At 51.9% G+C, this 18,045-nt stretch carries 15 protein-coding genes; 11 read left to right on the top strand and 4 right to left on the bottom strand.

What is annotated here, in order from left to right:
* Positions 1-62: 62 nt before the first annotated feature.
* Positions 63-470 (top strand): DUF4332 domain-containing protein, encoded by a 408-nt coding sequence (locus DUE52_RS27395; RefSeq protein WP_114409283.1) that lies wholly within the window; start codon positions 63-65, stop codon positions 468-470.
* Positions 471-569: 99 nt separating this feature from the next.
* Here the strand turns inward: DUE52_RS27395 and DUE52_RS27390 are convergent, their stop codons facing one another.
* Complete coding sequence (locus DUE52_RS27390) at positions 570-1,280, bottom strand: DUF2461 domain-containing protein (RefSeq protein ID WP_114409282.1); 711 nt, start codon at positions 1,278-1,280, stop codon at positions 570-572.
* A 144-nt stretch (positions 1,281-1,424) separates the two neighbouring features.
* On the opposite strand from DUE52_RS27390, the gene trpS reads away from it, so the two are divergent.
* The 4 genes from trpS (at position 1,425) to DUE52_RS27370 (ending at position 4,847) form a co-directional block, all read left to right on the top strand.
* Positions 1,425-2,399 (top strand): tryptophan--tRNA ligase, encoded by a 975-nt coding sequence (trpS, locus tag DUE52_RS27385; RefSeq protein WP_114409281.1) that lies wholly within the window; start codon positions 1,425-1,427, stop codon positions 2,397-2,399.
* Positions 2,400-2,492: 93 nt separating this feature from the next.
* Positions 2,493-3,056, top strand: coding sequence for a phosphatase PAP2 family protein (locus DUE52_RS27380; protein ID WP_229312332.1), 564 nt, complete (start codon positions 2,493-2,495; stop codon positions 3,054-3,056).
* 171 nt (positions 3,057-3,227) lie between these two features.
* Positions 3,228-4,169 carry a ribose-phosphate pyrophosphokinase gene (locus DUE52_RS27375; RefSeq protein ID WP_114409279.1) on the top strand — a complete coding sequence of 314 codons (942 nt, stop codon included), beginning with the start codon at positions 3,228-3,230 and terminating at the stop codon, positions 4,167-4,169.
* Positions 4,170-4,283: 114 nt separating this feature from the next.
* Positions 4,284-4,847 (top strand): 50S ribosomal protein L25/general stress protein Ctc, encoded by a 564-nt coding sequence (locus tag DUE52_RS27370; protein WP_114409278.1) that lies wholly within the window; start codon positions 4,284-4,286, stop codon positions 4,845-4,847.
* A 240-nt stretch (positions 4,848-5,087) separates the two neighbouring features.
* On the opposite strand, the gene DUE52_RS27365 is transcribed toward DUE52_RS27370, so the two are convergent.
* Positions 5,088-7,772 carry a sodium-translocating pyrophosphatase gene (locus DUE52_RS27365; protein WP_114409277.1) on the bottom strand — a complete coding sequence of 895 codons (2,685 nt, stop codon included), beginning with the start codon at positions 7,770-7,772 and terminating at the stop codon, positions 5,088-5,090.
* Positions 7,773-7,996: 224 nt separating this feature from the next.
* On the opposite strand from DUE52_RS27365, the gene DUE52_RS27355 reads away from it, so the two are divergent.
* Positions 7,997-10,519, top strand: coding sequence for a PIG-L family deacetylase (locus DUE52_RS27355; RefSeq protein WP_114409275.1), 2,523 nt, complete (start codon positions 7,997-7,999; stop codon positions 10,517-10,519).
* Between the two features lie 26 nt (positions 10,520-10,545).
* Here DUE52_RS27355 and DUE52_RS27350 read toward each other — a convergent pair whose 3' ends face one another.
* The gene (locus DUE52_RS27350) at positions 10,546-10,926 is read right to left on the bottom strand and encodes a type II toxin-antitoxin system VapC family toxin (protein ID WP_114409274.1); all 381 of its coding nucleotides are present in this window, start codon (positions 10,924-10,926) and stop codon (positions 10,546-10,548) included.
* A 3-nt stretch (positions 10,927-10,929) separates the two neighbouring features.
* Positions 10,930-11,208 carry a hypothetical protein gene (locus DUE52_RS27345; protein ID WP_222930334.1) on the bottom strand — a complete coding sequence of 93 codons (279 nt, stop codon included), beginning with the start codon at positions 11,206-11,208 and terminating at the stop codon, positions 10,930-10,932.
* A gap of 20 nt (positions 11,209-11,228) precedes the next feature.
* Here DUE52_RS27345 and DUE52_RS27340 point away from each other — a divergent pair, with 20 nt between their 5' ends.
* The 5 genes from DUE52_RS27340 (at position 11,229) to DUE52_RS27320 (ending at position 17,965) form a co-directional block, all read left to right on the top strand.
* On the top strand, positions 11,229-15,020 hold the full coding sequence (locus DUE52_RS27340; protein WP_114409273.1) for a hydantoinase B/oxoprolinase family protein: 3,792 nt from the start codon (positions 11,229-11,231) through the stop codon (positions 15,018-15,020).
* 46 nt (positions 15,021-15,066) lie between these two features.
* Positions 15,067-16,260, top strand: a complete 1,194-nt coding sequence (locus DUE52_RS27335; RefSeq protein ID WP_114409272.1) for an NRAMP family divalent metal transporter — start codon at positions 15,067-15,069, stop codon at positions 16,258-16,260.
* 91 nt (positions 16,261-16,351) lie between these two features.
* Entirely contained in the window at positions 16,352-17,155 is an 804-nt protein-coding gene (locus DUE52_RS27330) for a hypothetical protein (protein WP_114409271.1), read from the top strand.
* Position 17,156: 1 nt separating this feature from the next.
* On the top strand, positions 17,157-17,681 hold the full coding sequence (locus tag DUE52_RS27325; protein WP_114409270.1) for a hypothetical protein: 525 nt from the start codon (positions 17,157-17,159) through the stop codon (positions 17,679-17,681).
* 20 nt (positions 17,682-17,701) lie between these two features.
* Positions 17,702-17,965 carry a hypothetical protein gene (locus DUE52_RS27320; RefSeq protein WP_114409269.1) on the top strand — a complete coding sequence of 88 codons (264 nt, stop codon included), beginning with the start codon at positions 17,702-17,704 and terminating at the stop codon, positions 17,963-17,965.
* Positions 17,966-18,045 lie beyond the last annotated feature (80 nt).

The following is an 18,045-nucleotide window of genomic DNA, read 5'->3' as shown; positions in this document are numbered from 1 at the left end:
ACTTTTTGACCGGAAAGCGGTCTCAAGTAGGTAGTCATATTCCTAAATAATAAACTATTCTCATGAGTTTACCCGTTCAAGAATTAAAAGGCATTACTGCTGATCTGGCCGAAGCCTTGAAAGCACAGGGTTTGACCCACACCGACGCCCTGCTCGAAGCCACCAAAACCGTGCCTTTGCGGAAGAAACTGGCGGCTACGGTCGGTGTCGAAACGGCGGTGATTCTGGATCTGGCCAATCGCGCGGATTTGAATCGCATTGCGGGCATTGGTGGCGTCTATAGCGATTTGCTGGAAGAAGCCGGTGTTGACACGGTTAAAGAACTGGCCCACCGTTCACCGGAAAACCTCTTTACCAAAATCACGGAAATCAACCAGGAACGGCAGCTAACGCAACGGCCCCCAACCCTGGAAAAAATCACCGATTTTATCAATCAGGCCAAAACCCTGCCCGCCGGATTGGAGTACTGATCGAATTATAAATGTAAAATGATGAACGCCCAATGTAAAATTATCAGGGCAGTCCCCACTTTTACATTGGGCGTTCATCATTTTACATTTATAATTCATTTATAACGTTATCGACTCGTCTTTTTCTTCGTAAAACAGGTAATTCAGGTAATCGCAATACGGTTTAATCAACCGGGCACCTTTCACGACTTCATCCACAAAATCCGGTTTTACCACCTCCTGGTCCGAATACCGGTGGAGGAAAAACAATTCTTTCCGGCGCAGTAAGGCAATCTCCGGATGGTCGGCTGAATAGCCTTTGGGTGACGTTTTCATCGTTTCGCCGAAAATTTCCGGAAAATACCCCTTGAACTCCGGAGCCTCGATGAGGTCTTTCAACTCATCAACGTTGTAGTCGATTTCCTGCCGAAACTTGGCAAGTTGCGCCGGTGTCGGTTGCCACATGCCCGCGCCCAGAAACGTTTCGCCACCGGGTTGCAGGTGGAAATAATAGTCGATCCGACCCGAATGCCGCCCGCCCGGACCCACGGCAGCCGCCAGATTCTTCTTGTAAGGCGCCTTGTCTTTGGAAAACCGGATGTCGCGGTTAATGCGGAAAATACAATCCTTCACGGCGGTATTGGGCAGTGGCTGAAAGGCTTCGATGCCCTGCAACAGCTTGCCCACAAAGCCTTCAAACTCGGATTTAGCCGCATCGTAGCGGGCGCGGTTTGCCTGAAACCACTCCCGGTTGTTGTTTTGAACCAGATCGCGCAGAAAGTCAAGCGTTTGAACGGAGAGCTGAGAATTAGGTGCGTTTTTCGTCTTCATACAGTTCCAAAGCTAGCCAGAAATAGCGAAGTTTGCGAAATCAATTTTGAATGAGTGAATGAGTGAATGAGTGAATAAAAAATCGATCACCTCCCTTTTTTATTCACTCATTCACTCATTCACTCATTCACTCATTCAAAAAATATGTCTCGCATTCTCACTGGTATTCAAAGCAGCGGACGACCGCATTTGGGTAATATTCTGGGGGCCATCAAACCCGCCATTAAATTGTCGGAAGAACCCGGTAACGACTCCTTTCTGTTCATTGCCGACCTGCATTCCCTAACGACCATCAAAGACGGTGCCTTGCGCCGGGAATACATCCGGGCGGTGGCGTCGGCCTGGCTGGCGTTCGGACTCGATACGACTAAAAACACCTTTTGGCGGCAATCGCACGTGCCGGAGCATACCGAACTGGCGTGGTACCTGAACTGCTTTACGCCGTTTCCAATGCTGTCCAATGCGCATTCGTTCAAGGACAAATCCGAGCGGCTGGCGGATGTCAACGCCGGTTTGTTTACGTATCCGTGTTTGATGGCGGCTGATATTCTGCTGTATGACGCCAATCTGGTTCCGGTTGGAAAAGACCAGAAACAGCACGTTGAAATGACGCGCGACATGGCCAGCGCGGTCAATCACCAGGTGGGAGAGGAGATTTTCGTTTTGCCCGAATCCCGCATCGACGAGCGGATTATGACCATTCCGGGTATCGACGGCCAGAAGATGAGCAAGTCGTATAATAACTACATCGACATTTTCGTACCGGCTAACGAGCTTTACAAGGTGATTAAAAAGATCGTTTCGGATTCGACGCCCCTCGAAGAACCGAAAAATCCGGCTACCGATATTACGTTCCAGTTGTATGCGCTGCTGGCCGATGCGGCTCAGGTGGAAACCATGCGCCGGAATTACCTGAACGGCGGGTATGGCTACGGTCACGCCAAAAAAGAACTGTACGAACTGATCATCAGCCAGTTTGCCGAGCCTCGCGAAAAATTCAATTTCTACATGGAAAACGAAGAAGCGCTGGAACGCGAACTGCGCAACGGCGAAGAAAAAGCCCGCGCCGTTGCGTCGGTCACAATGGAACGGGTTCGGCGGAAATTAGGCTACAATTAATTTTGAATGATAGAATGAATGATAGAATGGGACAAACAAGCTCATGGATTTTTATTCATTCATTCTATCATTCACTCATTCTATCATTCAAAATTGGAAACGCTCAACCGACTCGACACCGACCTCTTCCTCTGGCTGAATAGCTTGCACGCGCCGTGGCTGGATTCGATCATGGTGGGGGCCACGATGCGCAATACGTGGATTCCGTTCTATGCGCTGCTGATTGGCTGGTTGATTTATCAATACCGGAAACTGGCGTTCGGTCTGGTGCTAACGTTGGTGCTGGCCGTCGTACTGAGTGATCAGATGGCTTCTTCAGTGTTGAAACCGCTGACGCTCCGGTTGCGCCCCTGTCACGAACCGGCCTTGCAAAAACTCATTCATCCGGTGCTGGAATGTGGCGGCACCTACGGTTTTGCGTCTTCCCATGCCGCCAACACCTTCGCCCTGGCAATGGCTTTGTGGTTGATGATCGGCAAACGGTTTTGGTGGGTCAGGTGGGTGTTTTTGTGGGCCGCCGTCGTTTCCTACAGCCGAATTTACGTCGGTGCGCATTATCCACTGGATGTTTTGGCGGGTGCCGGGATTGGCGTACTCATGGCTGTTGGTTGCGTAAGTCTCTACCGAAAACTTATGATTTTACCCCCAACCCCCTGATTGATTTAAGTCCCTTCAGGGAGTTGAGGTCAATATAGATTTATATTATTCAATATTATATTCTAATAATCTTATAATCAATCTTCTACAAGAAAACTTTAAGGTTCTCTTCCCAAGAGTCAAATACTATTTGTATTTTTGCGGACATTTTCGGCACTGATTCAGCACTGAATGGCATCCCTCAACACGGTTAAGATTTTTTCAGGTAGTCAATCGACGTATCTGGCAGAGAAAATTGCCCACCAATACGGCAAGGATCTGGGCGGTTACACCCTGCGTAAATTTAGCGACGGCGAATTGTCGCCGAGCTACGAGGAGTCGGTTCGTGGTTGCGACGTTTTTCTGATTCATTCGACAAACCCACCCGCCGACAACCTGATGGAGTTGTTGCTGATGGTCGACGCAGCCCGTCGGGCCTCGGCTCACTATGTAACGGTCGTCATTCCGTACTTCGGCTACGCCCGGCAGGATCGGAAAGACAAACCGCGGGTGGCCATTGCCGCCAAACTGGTGGCCAACATGCTGGCGGCTGCCGGGGCGGATCGTCTGATGACGATTGACCTCCACGCCGGTCAGATTCAGGGATTCTTTGATTTTCCGGTCGATCACCTGGAAGGAACGTCGGTTTTCGTTCCCTACATCCGGAGCCTGAACCTGGACAATCTGCTGATTGCCTCACCGGACGTTGGTGGTGCAGCCCGCGCCCGGACGTTTGCGAAGCATTTCAACGCCGACATCGTGCTGTGCGACAAGCACCGCAAGCGCGCCAATGAAATTGCGTCGATGCAGGTGATTGGAGATGTAGAAGGTGCCAATGTCGTTCTGGTCGATGACCTGATCGATACGGGTGGGACCTTGTGTAAGGCGGCTGAAATTATCCTGGAAAAAGGAGCCAAATCCGTCCGGGCAATCTGTACGCACCCGGTGATGTCGGGCAAAGCGCACGACAACATTACGAATTCGGTGCTGGAAGAACTGGTGGTGTCCGACACCATGCCGTTGCGCCAGTTGAGTCCAAAAGTGAAAGTGCTGACGGTGGCGGATTTGTTCGCCAAAGCCATCGGCCGCATTCGCGATCATGAATCTATTAGTTCATTGTTTATAAATTCTTAAAAAGAGAGGAAAGAGGATAGACGAGAGAGGAAAGGCAAAAAGCTACACGCTTGGTGCCATTCTCGACGGTTTAAAATCTTTTATCTCTTGTCTCACATCTAACATCTTATTATAATGAAACAACACGAGATTGTAGGGTATAACAGAGCGAATCTCGGTAAGACAGAGTCGAAGGCTCTTCGTATCGAAGGAAATGTACCCTGTGTATTGTACGGAGGTAAAACCCAGGTCCATTTCTATTCGCCGGCTATCCTGTTCCGCACCTTGCTGACCACGCCAGACGCGTACGAAGTGACTCTGAACATTGAAGGTGACGAATACAAGGCGATTTTACAGGACGCGCAGTTCCATCCGGTGAACGACCAGATTCTGCACGCCGATTTCCTGGAAATCGTTGAAGGAAAAGATATTAAAGTGGAAGTACCGATTCGTTTTAGCGGTATTTCTCCCGGTGTACAACAAGGGGGTAAATTGATTCAGAAAATGCGTAAACTGAAACTGAGCGGGCCTTACACCAAGATTCCCGATTACGTTGAAGTGAACATCTCGAATCTGGAACTGGGCAAAACGGTGAAAGTAAGCGCCATCCAACTGGAAGGCGTCGAAATTCTGGATAGCACAGCTCTCCCGATTGCTACGATTGAAATTCCGCGTTCTATGCGGGGAAAAACCGCTTAACACCGGTTTGAATGCTAATAGATTAGAAACAGAAAACCCGCCCAATTGGGCGGGTTTTCTGTTTCTAATCTATTAGACAAGAGAGGTAAGACAAGAGAGGTAAGACAAGAGAGGTAAGACAAGAGAGGTAAGACAAGAGAGGTAAGACAAGAGAGGTAAGACAAGAGAAGTAAGAGCTACGCTTCTGATTGAAATGTTTTCGTCTTTGATCTATTGTCTATCCTCTCTTGTCTATAAAAATCACTTCTTCGTTACCCGAATCGAGATCCGGCGGTTTTGGGCGCGGCCTTCTTCGGTGTCGTTCGATGCCACCGGGTGTTCCTGGCCGTAGCCTTCTGCATCCAGCCGGCTTTTGTCAATTTCCAGATTGGCCAGTTCGTTTTGTACGGATTTGGCCCGGTCGCCCGAGAGTTTCAGGTTGGAATCCGCATTGCCGGTATTATCCGTGTAACCGCCCAATTTAATGGCGACACCCGGATAGGCTTTCAGGATTTCGGAGATGTTTTTCAACTGCTCCTGCGACTCGGGTTTGAGCGTGGCGCTGCCGGTTTCGAACGTCAGCCGGTCGAAGTCAAACCAGGTTTCTTTATCGACGGCTTTTTCGTCATCCTCGATAAAGGCCAGCAGTTTGTTTTCAACGCCCAGTTCAGGTAGGGAGAGTTCAGTGCCGTTTGTCAATTTAACCGGTTGAAACGCGCCCAGATTGGGCGTGCTAACGGTTTCATTGTCAGCACCGGTGGATTTCTCCAGATCGACGCCTTCCATGCCGCCCACCGCAACCTGGCCTTCCTGCACAAATTCCGCGGTTTCAGTCGACTGCACGGCGATGTACGGCGCAATAACCAGCGATACAATCGACATCAGCTTGATCAGAATGTTCATCGATGGGCCGGAGGTGTCTTTGAACGGATCACCGACGGTATCACCCGTTACCGACGCTTTGTGTGGTTCTGACTTTTTGTAATAAATCTGCCCGTTGATTTCGACGCCTTTCTCGAAAGATTTCTTGGCGTTGTCCCAGGCACCACCGGCGTTGCTCTGGAAAATCCCCATCAAAACACCGGAAACCGTAACCCCCGCCAGAAAACCGCCCAATACTTCGGGGCCAAAAATAAATCCGACAATGACCGGTGAAATCAAGGCGATAGCACCCGGCAGAATCATTTCGCGAATCGACGCCTGGGTTGAAATGGCGACGCATTTTTCGTATTCCGGTTTGCCGGTTCCTTCCAGAATGCCTGGAATTTCGCGGAACTGACGACGAACTTCCTCCACCATTTTCATGGCCGCCCGACCCACGGCGGCAATCGCCAGCGACGAGAAGATGAATGGAATCATCCCGCCAACGAACAGGCCGGACAACACATCGGCTTTGTAAATGTCGATGCCGGTGATACCCGAAACGCCCACGAAAGCGGCCAGCAGGGCCAGCGACGTCAGGGCGGCTGAAGCAATGGCGAATCCTTTTCCGGTAGCGGCCGTCGTGTTTCCAACGGCATCCAGAATGTCCGTACGACCCCGAACTTCTTCGGGCAGTTCGCTCATTTCGGCAATCCCACCGGCATTATCGGCAATCGGACCAAAGGCGTCGATGGCCAACTGCATGGCGGTTGTCGCCATCATCCCGGCGGCTGAAATCGCCACCCCGTACAGACCGGCAAATTTGTAGGAAATGAAAATACCGGCGGCCAGCGTCAGAATTGGCAAAACCGTCGATTCCATCCCTACTGACAAACCGCCGATGATGTTGGTCGCGTGACCGGTCGACGACTGGCGAACGATGGTCATCACCGGACGGCGGCCCATCGCCGTATAATATTCCGTAATAATCGACATCAACGCCCCGACCACCAAACCGGTGACAATGGCGTAAAACACATCGAGCCGCGTGAACTCAACGCCCCGGATTTCCAGGATCCCGGTGGGCAGAACCGCGTTCACCAGAAAATAGGACGCAACAACCGTCAGGATGATGGACGCCCAGTTGCCCATGTTCAGAGCCGCCTGCACGTTGCCGTTGTCGTCTTTTACCCGCACAAAATAGGTGGCAATGATGGAGAAGATCAGCCCCATGCCGGCAATTAGCATCGGCAACACGATGGGCGCGTGACCAAAAATGTTGCTCACATCCGGAATCCGGATTTCGCGACCCAGCACCATCGTGGCCAAAATGGTGGCCACGTACGAACCGAACAAATCAGCACCCATTCCGGCCACGTCACCGACGTTGTCACCCACGTTATCGGCAATGGTTGCCGGATTTCGTGGGTCATCTTCCGGGATTCCGGCTTCAACTTTCCCCACCAAATCCGCACCCACATCGGCTGCTTTGGTGTAAATACCGCCCCCAACGCGCGCAAACAAGGCAATGGACTCGGCACCCAGCGAGAAACCGGCCAGCACTTCCAGGGTTTTTTCCATGGGAATCCCGTTCACATCGCCGGTGGCTCCCACGTAAATGGAATAAAAAATGATGAACAAAACGCTCAGCCCAATCACGGCCAGAGACGCCACGCCGATGCCCATTACCGAGCCGCCGGTGAACGAAACCGCCAGCGCGCGGGTCAGGCTGGTCCGGGCGGCCTGTGCCGTGCGAACGTTCGCTTTGGTAGCGATTTTCATGCCGATGTACCCGGCGAGGGCCGAAGTGAAGGCCCCGATGGCGAAGGCAATCCCGATGGGCCAGTCGGAGTTTTCAACTAAAGTACCGGCAAAACTGAGCAGGAGGGCAACAAAAACACCGAAGATTATGAGGACCCGCCATTCAGCTTTTAGAAAGGCAATGGCACCGTCGGCGATGTAGGATGCGATCTCCTGCATCCGTTCGTTACCAGCATCCTGGCGCGAAACCCATATAAATTTGGTGTACATCACCACCAGGCCAATGAGACCCAGAATGGGAACAAGGTAAATACTCGAATTCATGCTGTAAGATTAATGAGGTTTAATTTTTGCAAAGTCGCAAATATAATTGGATTGACAGCAATTGAAAATCGGGAAACTGGTTTTGATAGATTTTTTAGAGAAAAACTGTGCTTATTTTTAGGGTTCAAAAAAAACGCACTTTTAATTCAAAATGCGCCGAAGCCGGTAGTAATTCGTTCGGTTACCCTGACTATTTTTGTTATTCATGTGACTGCTTCCTTCTGATGATCAATCGACCTTATTTTAAATTCTGCTGCTATACCGCGTTTGTAATCACCGCGTTCGCTCACCTTTCGTTCGGGCAAAACAAACCGGCCGCGGCCGGAACCATCTTGCAGGGACTCAAAAAACTCAACGTGGTAGGGTCAGTTCTGTATGTGGCAGCTCACCCGGACGACGAGAATACGCAGTTGCTGACCTATCTGGCCAACGAGCGGCTGCTCCGGACCGGCTACCTCTCCATGACTCGGGGCGACGGCGGTCAGAACCTGATTGGACCCGAGCAGGGCGAATACATCGGCGTGATTCGGACGCAGGAATTGCTGGCGGCCCGGCGAATCGACGGGCCGGATCAGTTTTTCAGCAGGGCCAACGATTTCGGTTTTTCCAAATCGACGGACGAAGCCGTTCGGATGTGGGGGCAGGAGCAGGCCCTGGCCGATGTGGTCTGGATGATTCGGAAATACCGCCCGGATGTGATCATCACCCGGTTTCCGCCCGACAGCCGGGCGGGGCACGGTCACCACAGCGCGTCGGGGTATCTGGCCGAGGAAGCCTTCAAGATTGCCAACGATCCGACCAAATATCCCGAGCAACTGAAGTGGGTGAAACCGTGGCAACCGAAGCGGATTTTCTGGAACGTGTTTATTCCGGGGGCGTTTATGAGCAATAAAAAACCGGACGAACCGGGTGTGATTTCGGTGGAAACCGGTTTGTATAATCCGTTGCTGGGAAAATCGTACGGTGAAATTGCCGCCGAAAGCCGGAGTCAGCACAAAAGCCAGGGCTTTGGCGTTCCGGCCAACCGGGGCGTTAAAATTGATTACCTGGCCTTGAAAGGCGGAGAACCGGCCCCGAATGACCCCTTCGATGGTGTCGATCTGAGCTGGAAACGGGTTGCGGGGAGCGAACCGGTGCAACAGTTGATCAATCAGGCGATTGCCAACTTCAAACCCGAAAAACCGGTGGCTTCGGTGCCGGTGCTGGTGCAGACGTATAAGGCACTCAGTCGGCTCGACACCGCCAATATTTACGTCAAAACCAAACGCCTGGAAATTGAAACGCTGATTCAGCAGTGCATCGGACTCTGGTTTGAAACCAACCCCGGCAACTACGCAGCCGCGCCGGGTGAAGCCATCCGAGTGACGAGCAGCGTGGTGAACCGCACCGACTACCCGGTCAAGTTGATTGGCATTCAAATGCCCGCGATCCAGAAAGATACCGTCATGAATCTGGTCCTGAAGCCAAATGATGTGGCTGCGTTTACAACGACGGTGAGCATTCCGGCCAACCAGCCGATCTCGCAGCCCTACTGGCTGGAAAAACCGGTGGTGAAAGGCTTGTTTCAGGTGAGCAACCAGGCACTGATCGGCTATCCCGAAAATCCGCCCGCTTTCACGACGCTTTATACCTTCGACATTGATGGACAGACGTTTACCTTTAGCCGTCCGTGGAGCTACAAATCGACCGATCCGGTGGATGGCGAAATCTACCGCCCGTTTATCATCCAGCCGGCCGTCATGGCGAACCTTGCCGAACGGGTTTATGTATTTGCCGACAATACGCCCAAAACCGTCGATGTAATTTTGAAATCCGGCCGGGCAAACGTTTCCGGGACGTTAAAGCTCGAAGTTCCAGCGGGCTGGCGGATCGAACCGGCGCAACTGCCGTTCGAGTTGAAAGAAAAGGCGCAGGAAGTGCGGGTGTCGTTCCGGGTATTTCCATCGGTGGCCTACAGCGAGGGCAAACTGCGGGCGGTGGTCAGCACCGAATCGCCGGAAAAAACCGGGTACGCCAGCAGTCTGCGGATGGTGGCCTACAAGCACATTCCCACCCAAACCTTGTTTCCGGCGGCTGAAGCCAAGCTGGTGAAGCTGGACGTCAAGGTAAAAAGTAAAAACATTGGGTACATCGCGGGAGCAGGTGACGAAGTTCCGGCAGCTTTGCAGCAGATCGGATGTCTGGTAACTCCGCTTGGTCCCCGCGAGTTGAACGCCGATCTGGCGCGGTTCGATGCCATTGTTGTGGGCGTCCGGGCCTACAACACCGAAGAATGGCTGCGGTATTACCAGCCGAAGCTAATGGATTACGTCAAAAATGGCGGTACCATGATCGTGCAATACGTAACACCGGGTGGTTCTTTCATTCAGAATGGCCTGAAAGTGAATCAGATCGGGCCGTATCCGTTTACCGTTGGCCGGGATCGGGTGACGGAAGAAGAGGCCAAAATGACGTTTTTAAAACCGCAGCATCCCTTGCTGAATACGCCGAACAAGATTACGGATCAAGATTTCAACGGCTGGGTTCAGGAGCGCGGCATTTATTTTGCGCAGGAATGGGACAAAGCGTATGAACCCCTATTTTCGGCGCACGACACAAACGAAGCCGCCAAGGACGGGAGCTTGATATACTGCAAGTACGGAAAAGGCCACTTTATGTATACCGGTCTGGTGTTTTTCCGGGAATTACCGGCTGGTGTTCCGGGAGCTTATCGTTTATTCGCAAACATGATTTCGGTTGGGAAGTAATGCGACTTTGGAGAGAAACCTGCGTTTTATAACTCGTAGGGATTGGTAAGCCGCAATGCATCGATTCTTTTGAAATCGCTACTGTTGCGGGTGATCAGTGTAAAATCATGGACTAGTGCTGTTGCTGCAATGATCGCATCAGGAAGTTTAATTTTATACTGTTTGCGAATAGCAATGGTTCTCTGCACAATTTCAGTCGATAAGGTGAAAATCTCAGCCAAGTCGATAAAAAGGGCATTACGAGTATCGATATCCGTATAGCCTGTATTGTATCCTAAGACTTCTATTTGTGAAATGACGGATATAAATAAACCTCCATTAACAATCTCATGCATTTTCAGCATGGATGAAGGAGGTAGTTTAGCCGCGAGGTAATCGATGATGGTATTGGAATCGAGTAAATGCATAGATTATAACCGGTCCCACTCATTTCTTGACTGTGCTACATGATTTTGCATCGCTTCGGCAATATCAGCAGGCAGCGTACCGGCAAAATCTGATGGTTTCTTCTTCCAACTGGAATTTGATTTTTCCAATTGTTGAAGATCCTGATGCCTTTTTTTGAGCATCTCCCATTCCTTGATCGGAATCACAACGGCGGTAGGCTTGCCGGAAGCATCTGATAAATACTGTAAAGCCATGGCTGGTTTGGTTTGATACTCACGCAAAGAAACGAAATTAATAAGCATGGCGTTCAAAAATTGGTAATATGTGGCAAATCTGGATTGATACCGGTGGAACCTTCACGGATGGTATGGCCACCGATCCGGAAGGTACGGTACACCGCACCAAAGTACTAAGCAGTAGTTGCCTTCGGGGAATAATCACGTCTGATAACGGGCTTCATCTGGACGCGCAATGGCTTCAGGCTCCCATTTTTAATGGCTATCGGTTGCGAATTCTGGAAACCGGTGAAGAAGCAACGGTTTTAAGCTTGGATTTGGCTGGTAATCTTCTGTTGGATAAACTAATAAACCTTCAAAGTGAAGTAACAGTTGAGTTATTTACGGGCGAAGAAGCACCGGTTTTAGCCACGAGATTACTGACCTTAACACCGTTAGATAAGCCGTTTCCATCCCTGGAAATGCGTCTGGGAACGACCAAAGGAACCAACGCCTTGCTGGAGCGAAAAGGTGGTCGGGTCGGGCTGATCGTTACCAGCGGATTCAAAGATTTGCTCAAAATCGGGACGCAGCAGCGACCTGATCTTTTCCAGTTGGACATTCCACCGGCGGAGCTTGTCTACGAAACCGTGTTTGAACTGGACGAACGAATGGATGCCGACGGGCGACCGGTTAAGCCGCTGGCCGATGATTCGATGACCCAACTTCTGGAACATCTTCAGTTGACCAAACCGGAGGTCGTCGCTGTTTCTCTGATGAACGCGTACCGAAACCCGGAACACGAACAGCAGATAGGGGTAGCCTTGCGCAAAGCCGGTTTTCTGGTGACGCTTTCCAGTGAACTATCCTCCTCCATTCACTACCTGCCCCGCACGCAAACGACGGTGGTCGATGCGTATCTGACCCCGGTTTTGCGTACCTATTTGTCTAATTTGACCCGGCAACTCGGCGGAAATCCCGTTCGGGTGATGACCAGCGGAGGGGGACTGGTGAAAGCCGACCTGTTTCAGCCCAAAGACAGTTTGCTGAGTGGCCCGGCTGGTGGGGTAATTGGCGCCGGACACGTTGCCAAAAGTCTGGCTGGGTTTTCGATTAACCGCACGCTGACCCTCGATGTTGGCGGCACCAGCACCGACGTGGCCCGGTTCGATGGCCGGGTCGACTACCAGTTTATGACCAAAGTAGGCTCGTTTGCGCTGCAATCGCCCTCGCTGGCCGTGGAAACCGTGGCGGCCGGGGGTGGTTCGGTTTGCTGGTTCGACGAAACCGGGTCGACATTCGGACAATTGCGGGTTGGGCCACAGAGTGCGGGTGCGTCGCCGGGTCCGGCCTGTTACGGAGCGGGTGGGCCGTTGACGATTACGGACGTCAATCTGTTACTGGGACGGCTGCATCCGGCCTTGTTTGGCATTCCGGTTCAGGTCGAAAAGGCAAAGGCGGCTTTGCAACGGGTTCAGAAACAGGTAGAAGAGAAAACCGGTAAAGCCGTTGAAGAAGAAAGCCTTTTGCTGGGATTCGAACGGATTGCCAACGAAACGATGGCCGGTGCGATTCGTAAAATTTCCGTGGCCCGTGGGTTTGATCCGAGAGACTACGCCTTGCTGGTTTTTGGGGGTGCCGGGGGCTTGCATGGTTGCGCCGTGGCGCAGTTGCTGGGCATTCAGACGCTGATTCTACCATTCGACGGCGGTTTGTTGAGTGCGTATGGGATTGGTCAGGCCCGGATCGAGCGGATGGCTGTCCGGCAAATCCTGCAACCGCTTGAAAAAGCCGCGCCCGAATTGAGCAAATTAGTTACTGATTTAATCACAGAAGCAACAGCGGTTTTACGCCGGGATATTGGTGAACAAACGGCTGTTGAGGTGAATAATGTTCTGTTTTTCATGCGATTGAAGGGCCAGGAAAGTGCGATCGAAGTCCCGTATAACGGAATGATGGACCAAAAAACCGGGTTGATTTTGGACCTGGAAAAGAACCTTGAAGCGCGTTTCCGCGACCGGTATCAGCAGCTTTACGGTCACTTTCCGGCCAACCGGGTGATTGAGCTGGAAAGCATTCGGGTCCTTGTCAGTGAACAACGTTTACGTGCGTCACCCAGCCTAATTAAGGTACCTGACGTACCGGCCACCCCGGCTTTTTCTGTCGGGTCGGTTCCTGTTTATGAGTGGATAATGCTACCGGAAGGTGCGGTTTTCAAAGGTCCGGCCTTGTTATTGAATACTACGTCGTCCGGTTTTCTGGAAGAGGGCTGGGAAGTTACCATTGGCCCGAATCGAAATGCCGTTGCCCGGTATACAGGTGAGGTAAAAACTGCCGATGCACCCTTGCTGGAAACGGCTCAAACCGAATTGTTTGCCCGCCGGTTTACGGCCATTGCCGAAGAAATGGGCGCTCAGTTGCAGCGAACGGCTTTTTCGGTGAACGTGAAAGAGCGGCTGGATTTTTCCTGTGCCTTGCTGAATGAAAAGGCCGAATTGCTGGTTAATGCGCCCCACATTCCGGTACATCTTGGAAGCCTGGGGATTTGCACGCGTCTGGTCTTGAACAAGCTGTCGCTGGGTCCGGGCGATGTTGTGATCACCAACCACCCCAAATACGGCGGATCGCATTTGCCCGATGTGACCTTAATCGCGGGTGTTTTTACCGAGAAAAATGAATTAATTGGCTACGTCGTCAACCGCGCCCATCACGCCGAAATTGGCGGGAAAGTGCCCGGTTCGATGCCGCCCGATGCCACGCGATTGGTCGAAGAAGGTGTGGTGCTGGAACCGCAATACCTTGTTAAAAGCGGCAACTTTTTGTGGGAAGACATCCAGAAACGGTTTACGGAAGCCACTTTCCCGACCCGCTCGCTGGCCGAAAACCGGGCCGACATCGAAGCCGCGCTGGCGTCACTGCGGACCGGAGAAACCGCTTTGCAGGCCTTGGTTCGTCAGCACGGTTTAGCAACGGTTCACGGGTATATGTACCGTCTTCAGCAGGCGGCTGCGAATGCATTAAAACCGGTTTTGAAGCATTTTGCCGGACAAACCTTTTCGGCGCAGGAGTTGCTGGACGATGGTCACCGGATTTGTGTCAAAATAGGTGTTGAGCAGGAGTCGATTCTCTTTGATTTTGCCGGTACGTCGCCCGTTCATCCCCGCAATCTGAATGCAAACCTGTCCATTTTATACAGTGCGGTTTTGTATGTGCTTCGGTTGTGGTGTGGGCAGGACATACCGCTCAATGAAGGTCTGATGGCTCCGGTTTCGCTTCGCTTGCCCGAGTGTTTTCTCAATCCCACGTTTTCGGATGACCCGGCCGACTGTCCGGCCGTGGTGGGTGGCAATACCGAAGTCAGCCAGCGGCTGGTGGATACCTTACTGAAAGCCCTGGGATTAGCTGCCTGTAGTCAGGGAACCATGAATAATTTCCTGTTCGGTAATTCGGCGTTTGGCTATTACGAAACCATCGGCGGGGGCGCGGGTGCCGGACCCGGTTTTGCGGGTCGCCCGGCGGTTCATCAACACATGACCAACACCAAACTCACCGATCCGGAAGAACTGGAACGGCGGTATCCGGTGCGCCTGCATCGGTTTGATATTCGTGCTGGTTCGGGAGGGTCGGGGGCTTGGCCCGGTGGCGACGGCATTGTCCGGGAAATCGAATTTCTGGAGCCCGTTCAGGCCACCCTGCTCAGCCAGCATCGGGTAGAGGCACCCTACGGATTGCAGGGCGGAGAACCGGGGCAGACCGGAAAGCAGACACTGATTGAACCGGATGGAACCGAAACCGCCTTGCCGGGAATATTTACCCGCGCCATGCTTCCGGGCGAACGGATCCGGATTGAAACGCCGGGTGGTGGCGGCTATGGAAGTCCCAACCCCGACCTAACATAACGCTTAACTCTTCATTCTTAACTCCTCATTCTTAACTCAGCTTTTCGTGCCAAAATCCCTTTCCTTTCGTTCCGGTCTCGGAAGTGTGTTGTTCTGGTCGGTCATTTCTGCGGCTTTCATTGGGCCCGGAACGGTCACGACCTGTGCCATGGCGGGTTCACGCTTCGGGCTGGATTTACTCTGGGCGCTTACCTTCTCGACCATCGGCACGATCGTTTTGCAGGAAGCTGCCGCCCGGATCACCATCGCTTCCGGCTTAAGTCTGGGGCAGGTGGTGGCCCGGTCATACGGAACCGGGAGCCGTTGGATTGCGGGTGCGCTGCTTTTTTCTATCGTGTTGGGGTGTGCCGCCTATCAGGCCGGAAACATTCTGGGGGCGGTGGCAGGGTTATCGATGATCCTGCCGGTTTCGCCGGTCTGGTTAACCGCTGGAATCGGGCTGGTCTGCATTTTTCTGCTCTGGCAGGGCTCCACACGCCTGATTGCTAATTTTTTGGGCGTGATTGTTTTCGTCATGGGCGTTGCGTTCGCCTATGTGGCAACCCGGACTGACGTGTCAGCCGGTATGTTTGTGAAGGCTTTGGTGGTGCCGGTTGCCACCGCCGATTCGTTTGTGCTGGTCATTGGCCTGATCGGTACGACCATTGTTCCGTATAATCTGTTTCTTGCATCGGGTCTTGGAAAGGGGCAATCCCTGGCAGAAATGCGCTGGGGAATCGGCTTGGCGGTGCTGATTGGCGGACTCATTTCGATGGCGATTCTGGTGACCGGAACCCTGGTAACCGGCGAGTTTTCATTTCAGCAGGTCGCCGACGCTCTGGCCAACCGGGTTGGTGGCTGGAGCCGGCGACTTTTTGCGTTTGGCTTGTTTGCCGCCGGATTTACGTCGGCCCTGACGGCCCCAATGGCTGCTGCGGTAACGTCCCAGAGTTTGCTGGGCTGGGCCGGTTCTTCGTGGCGGTATCGGTTGGTGTGGCTGGGAGTGATGGGTGTAGGGCTGATGTTTGGGCTGATGAATGCGCGACCTGTTCCGGTTATCATTGTGGTTCAGGCCATTAACGGGGTTTTGCTGCCGGTTGTGACGATATTTCTGTTTCGGGCGGTGAACGACAAAAAACTCATTCCGGAAGCTTACCGGAATTCAGGACTGCAAAATCTGGCGATGCTGGTGGTGGTGGCCGTCTCCCTGCTTTTTGGCGGCTGGAACGTGTGGCTGGCGGTTCAGAACTGGCTGAAGTAGCAGATCAAACCCGTTCCCGTTCGTTCATCACAAAACCTTTTGATTTTGGTTAAGGAGAAGTGTATCTTCGATTAATCAAACAAATGATGGTATGAAAACGGGGAAAACTACACTGACTTTGTGGATTTCAATGGTGTTGCTGGCCGGATTAAGCGGCTGTGCGACAAAAGTATACCAACTTAAACCGGTTTCCGGCGATGTGGCCCTGATCGACGGTCGGCCGACCACCAAAGCGGAAAAAGACGGTATTGTGGTCGTGGCTTCCTACGAGCGGCTGGATTTGCAGTATGTGGCACTGGATGTTGAAGTAAAGAACAAGACGGATCGCCCGTTCGAGGTGAATCCGGCCAACTTTGAATACACGGCCCTGGATGAAGAACAGCACACGGTTTTCCGGACAGCCAGTTCGCCCCAGAAACCACTCATGTTCTCAGCGGCTGACCCTATTCACGAAGCCGACCGCACGGTTTACAACCAGGAGCGGGAGGTGAAACGGCTCAAAACGGCGAAAGTCATCAATACGGTTTTGCTGGTGGCGGCCGTGGCCAGCGATGTCGCCAGTTCGTCGTCCCGCAACAACCAGCGGCCCGAACGCTGGGTACAGAACCGGATTACCCACAACAATATGTACTCCGCCATTCAGGCCAAACGCATCATCGACCACGGAATGTTTGCCGACCGGATGCAACGCTACGATTACGAATCCTACCGCTGGAAGGAATTAGCACTCAAACCCACGACCTTACAGCCCGGCGAATCCGTTCGGGGCCTGGTGTATTTGCCCATGAGCCGCGATGCCAAACACCTGCTGGTCAACTATCCGGTGTCTGATTATGAATCGATTATGATTACGTTTCAGCAAGAATGGGTAAAAGCGGAAAAGCGGAGGAGGTAACATGCAGAAACGGTATCCCAACCAGCTTTCCTACGGAGCCAATAATCTCGTCGTGGCTTTATCCGAAACCGAAGTGGCCAAGGTTTTTCGGGGGGATACGCGTTCGGATATCGGATCGGAAGCCGAAAAGCTGAAGATTGCCAATCAGATCAATGGATTGGTTGCCCAGTTTATACGACTGGATTACGACGAAGCGAACGAGTGGGACATGTTGGTGATGGAACGGCTTTATCCTCTGGATTTCCGTAGTATTGAAATTTCCAAACGGGAATTGTTGCTGGATGTTTTTGAGGATGAATTAACAGAACTGCACAAGGCCGGTTTTGTCCACCGGGATATCCGGCGCCCTTCCGATCAGAGCGGAGAGAAATACGACAACATTATGCTGACTGATAAAGGGTTACGGCTGATTGATGTCGGAATTTCGGCTTTAAAGACTCAGGTGGGTGAGAAGCTGTTTGGAAAATACCTAGAAGTTGAATTGGGGGAATTGGATGCGTTTAAAGCGTATTTCTTGAGTCGATAACTACATGATGAAAAAATAGTATGAATGATTACTTTTTAAACCAAACCCTTCGCAAACTTTATTTAGATCGTCTCCCCACAATTAATTCAATCATTCATGCTAATATAGGCGGTAATGATTTAACAAAGGTTTCGGGGCCATTCATGATGCATGTTTATCCTGAATACATCCAAGCAAACAAGAAGATACTTTTTGTGGGAATGGAGACCCACACATGGGAGCCAATTAAATTTGATGAACTGATGTTACGCAAGCTCTTTCGTGAAAGCCAGCTTACTGATTAAATTTAACAAAAAATTAGGTATGCACTTCGTCTCACCTATTTTCGACCTTTACTCGGACTACCTGTTAGTCAATCAGGGCC

This window comes from Larkinella punicea, assembly GCF_003334855.1.
GTDB classification, from domain to species: Bacteria; Bacteroidota; Bacteroidia; order Cytophagales; family Spirosomataceae; genus Larkinella; species Larkinella punicea.
This window is presented reverse-complemented; position numbering and strand designations above follow the sequence as displayed.

Coding starts and splice junctions, on each gene's coding strand:
- DUE52_RS27320 (WP_114409269.1), top strand. CDS start 17,702: ATGAATGATTACTTTTTAAACCAAACCCTTCGCAAACTTTATTTAGAT.
- DUE52_RS27330 (WP_114409271.1), top strand. CDS start 16,352: ATGAAAACGGGGAAAACTACACTGACTTTGTGGATTTCAATGGTGTTG.
- DUE52_RS27345 (WP_222930334.1), bottom strand. CDS start 11,208: ATGCTTATTAATTTCGTTTCTTTGCGTGAGTATCAAACCAAACCAGCC.
- DUE52_RS27375 (WP_114409279.1), top strand. CDS start 3,228: ATGGCATCCCTCAACACGGTTAAGATTTTTTCAGGTAGTCAATCGACG.
- DUE52_RS27395 (WP_114409283.1), top strand. CDS start 63: ATGAGTTTACCCGTTCAAGAATTAAAAGGCATTACTGCTGATCTGGCC.
- DUE52_RS27355 (WP_114409275.1), top strand. CDS start 7,997: ATGATCAATCGACCTTATTTTAAATTCTGCTGCTATACCGCGTTTGTA.
- DUE52_RS27350 (WP_114409274.1), bottom strand. CDS start 10,926: ATGCATTTACTCGATTCCAATACCATCATCGATTACCTCGCGGCTAAA.
- DUE52_RS27370 (WP_114409278.1), top strand. CDS start 4,284: ATGAAACAACACGAGATTGTAGGGTATAACAGAGCGAATCTCGGTAAG.
- DUE52_RS27365 (WP_114409277.1), bottom strand. CDS start 7,772: ATGAATTCGAGTATTTACCTTGTTCCCATTCTGGGTCTCATTGGCCTG.
- trpS (WP_114409281.1), top strand. CDS start 1,425: ATGTCTCGCATTCTCACTGGTATTCAAAGCAGCGGACGACCGCATTTG.
- DUE52_RS27390 (WP_114409282.1), bottom strand. CDS start 1,280: ATGAAGACGAAAAACGCACCTAATTCTCAGCTCTCCGTTCAAACGCTT.
- DUE52_RS27325 (WP_114409270.1), top strand. CDS start 17,157: ATGCAGAAACGGTATCCCAACCAGCTTTCCTACGGAGCCAATAATCTC.
- DUE52_RS27340 (WP_114409273.1), top strand. CDS start 11,229: ATGTGGCAAATCTGGATTGATACCGGTGGAACCTTCACGGATGGTATG.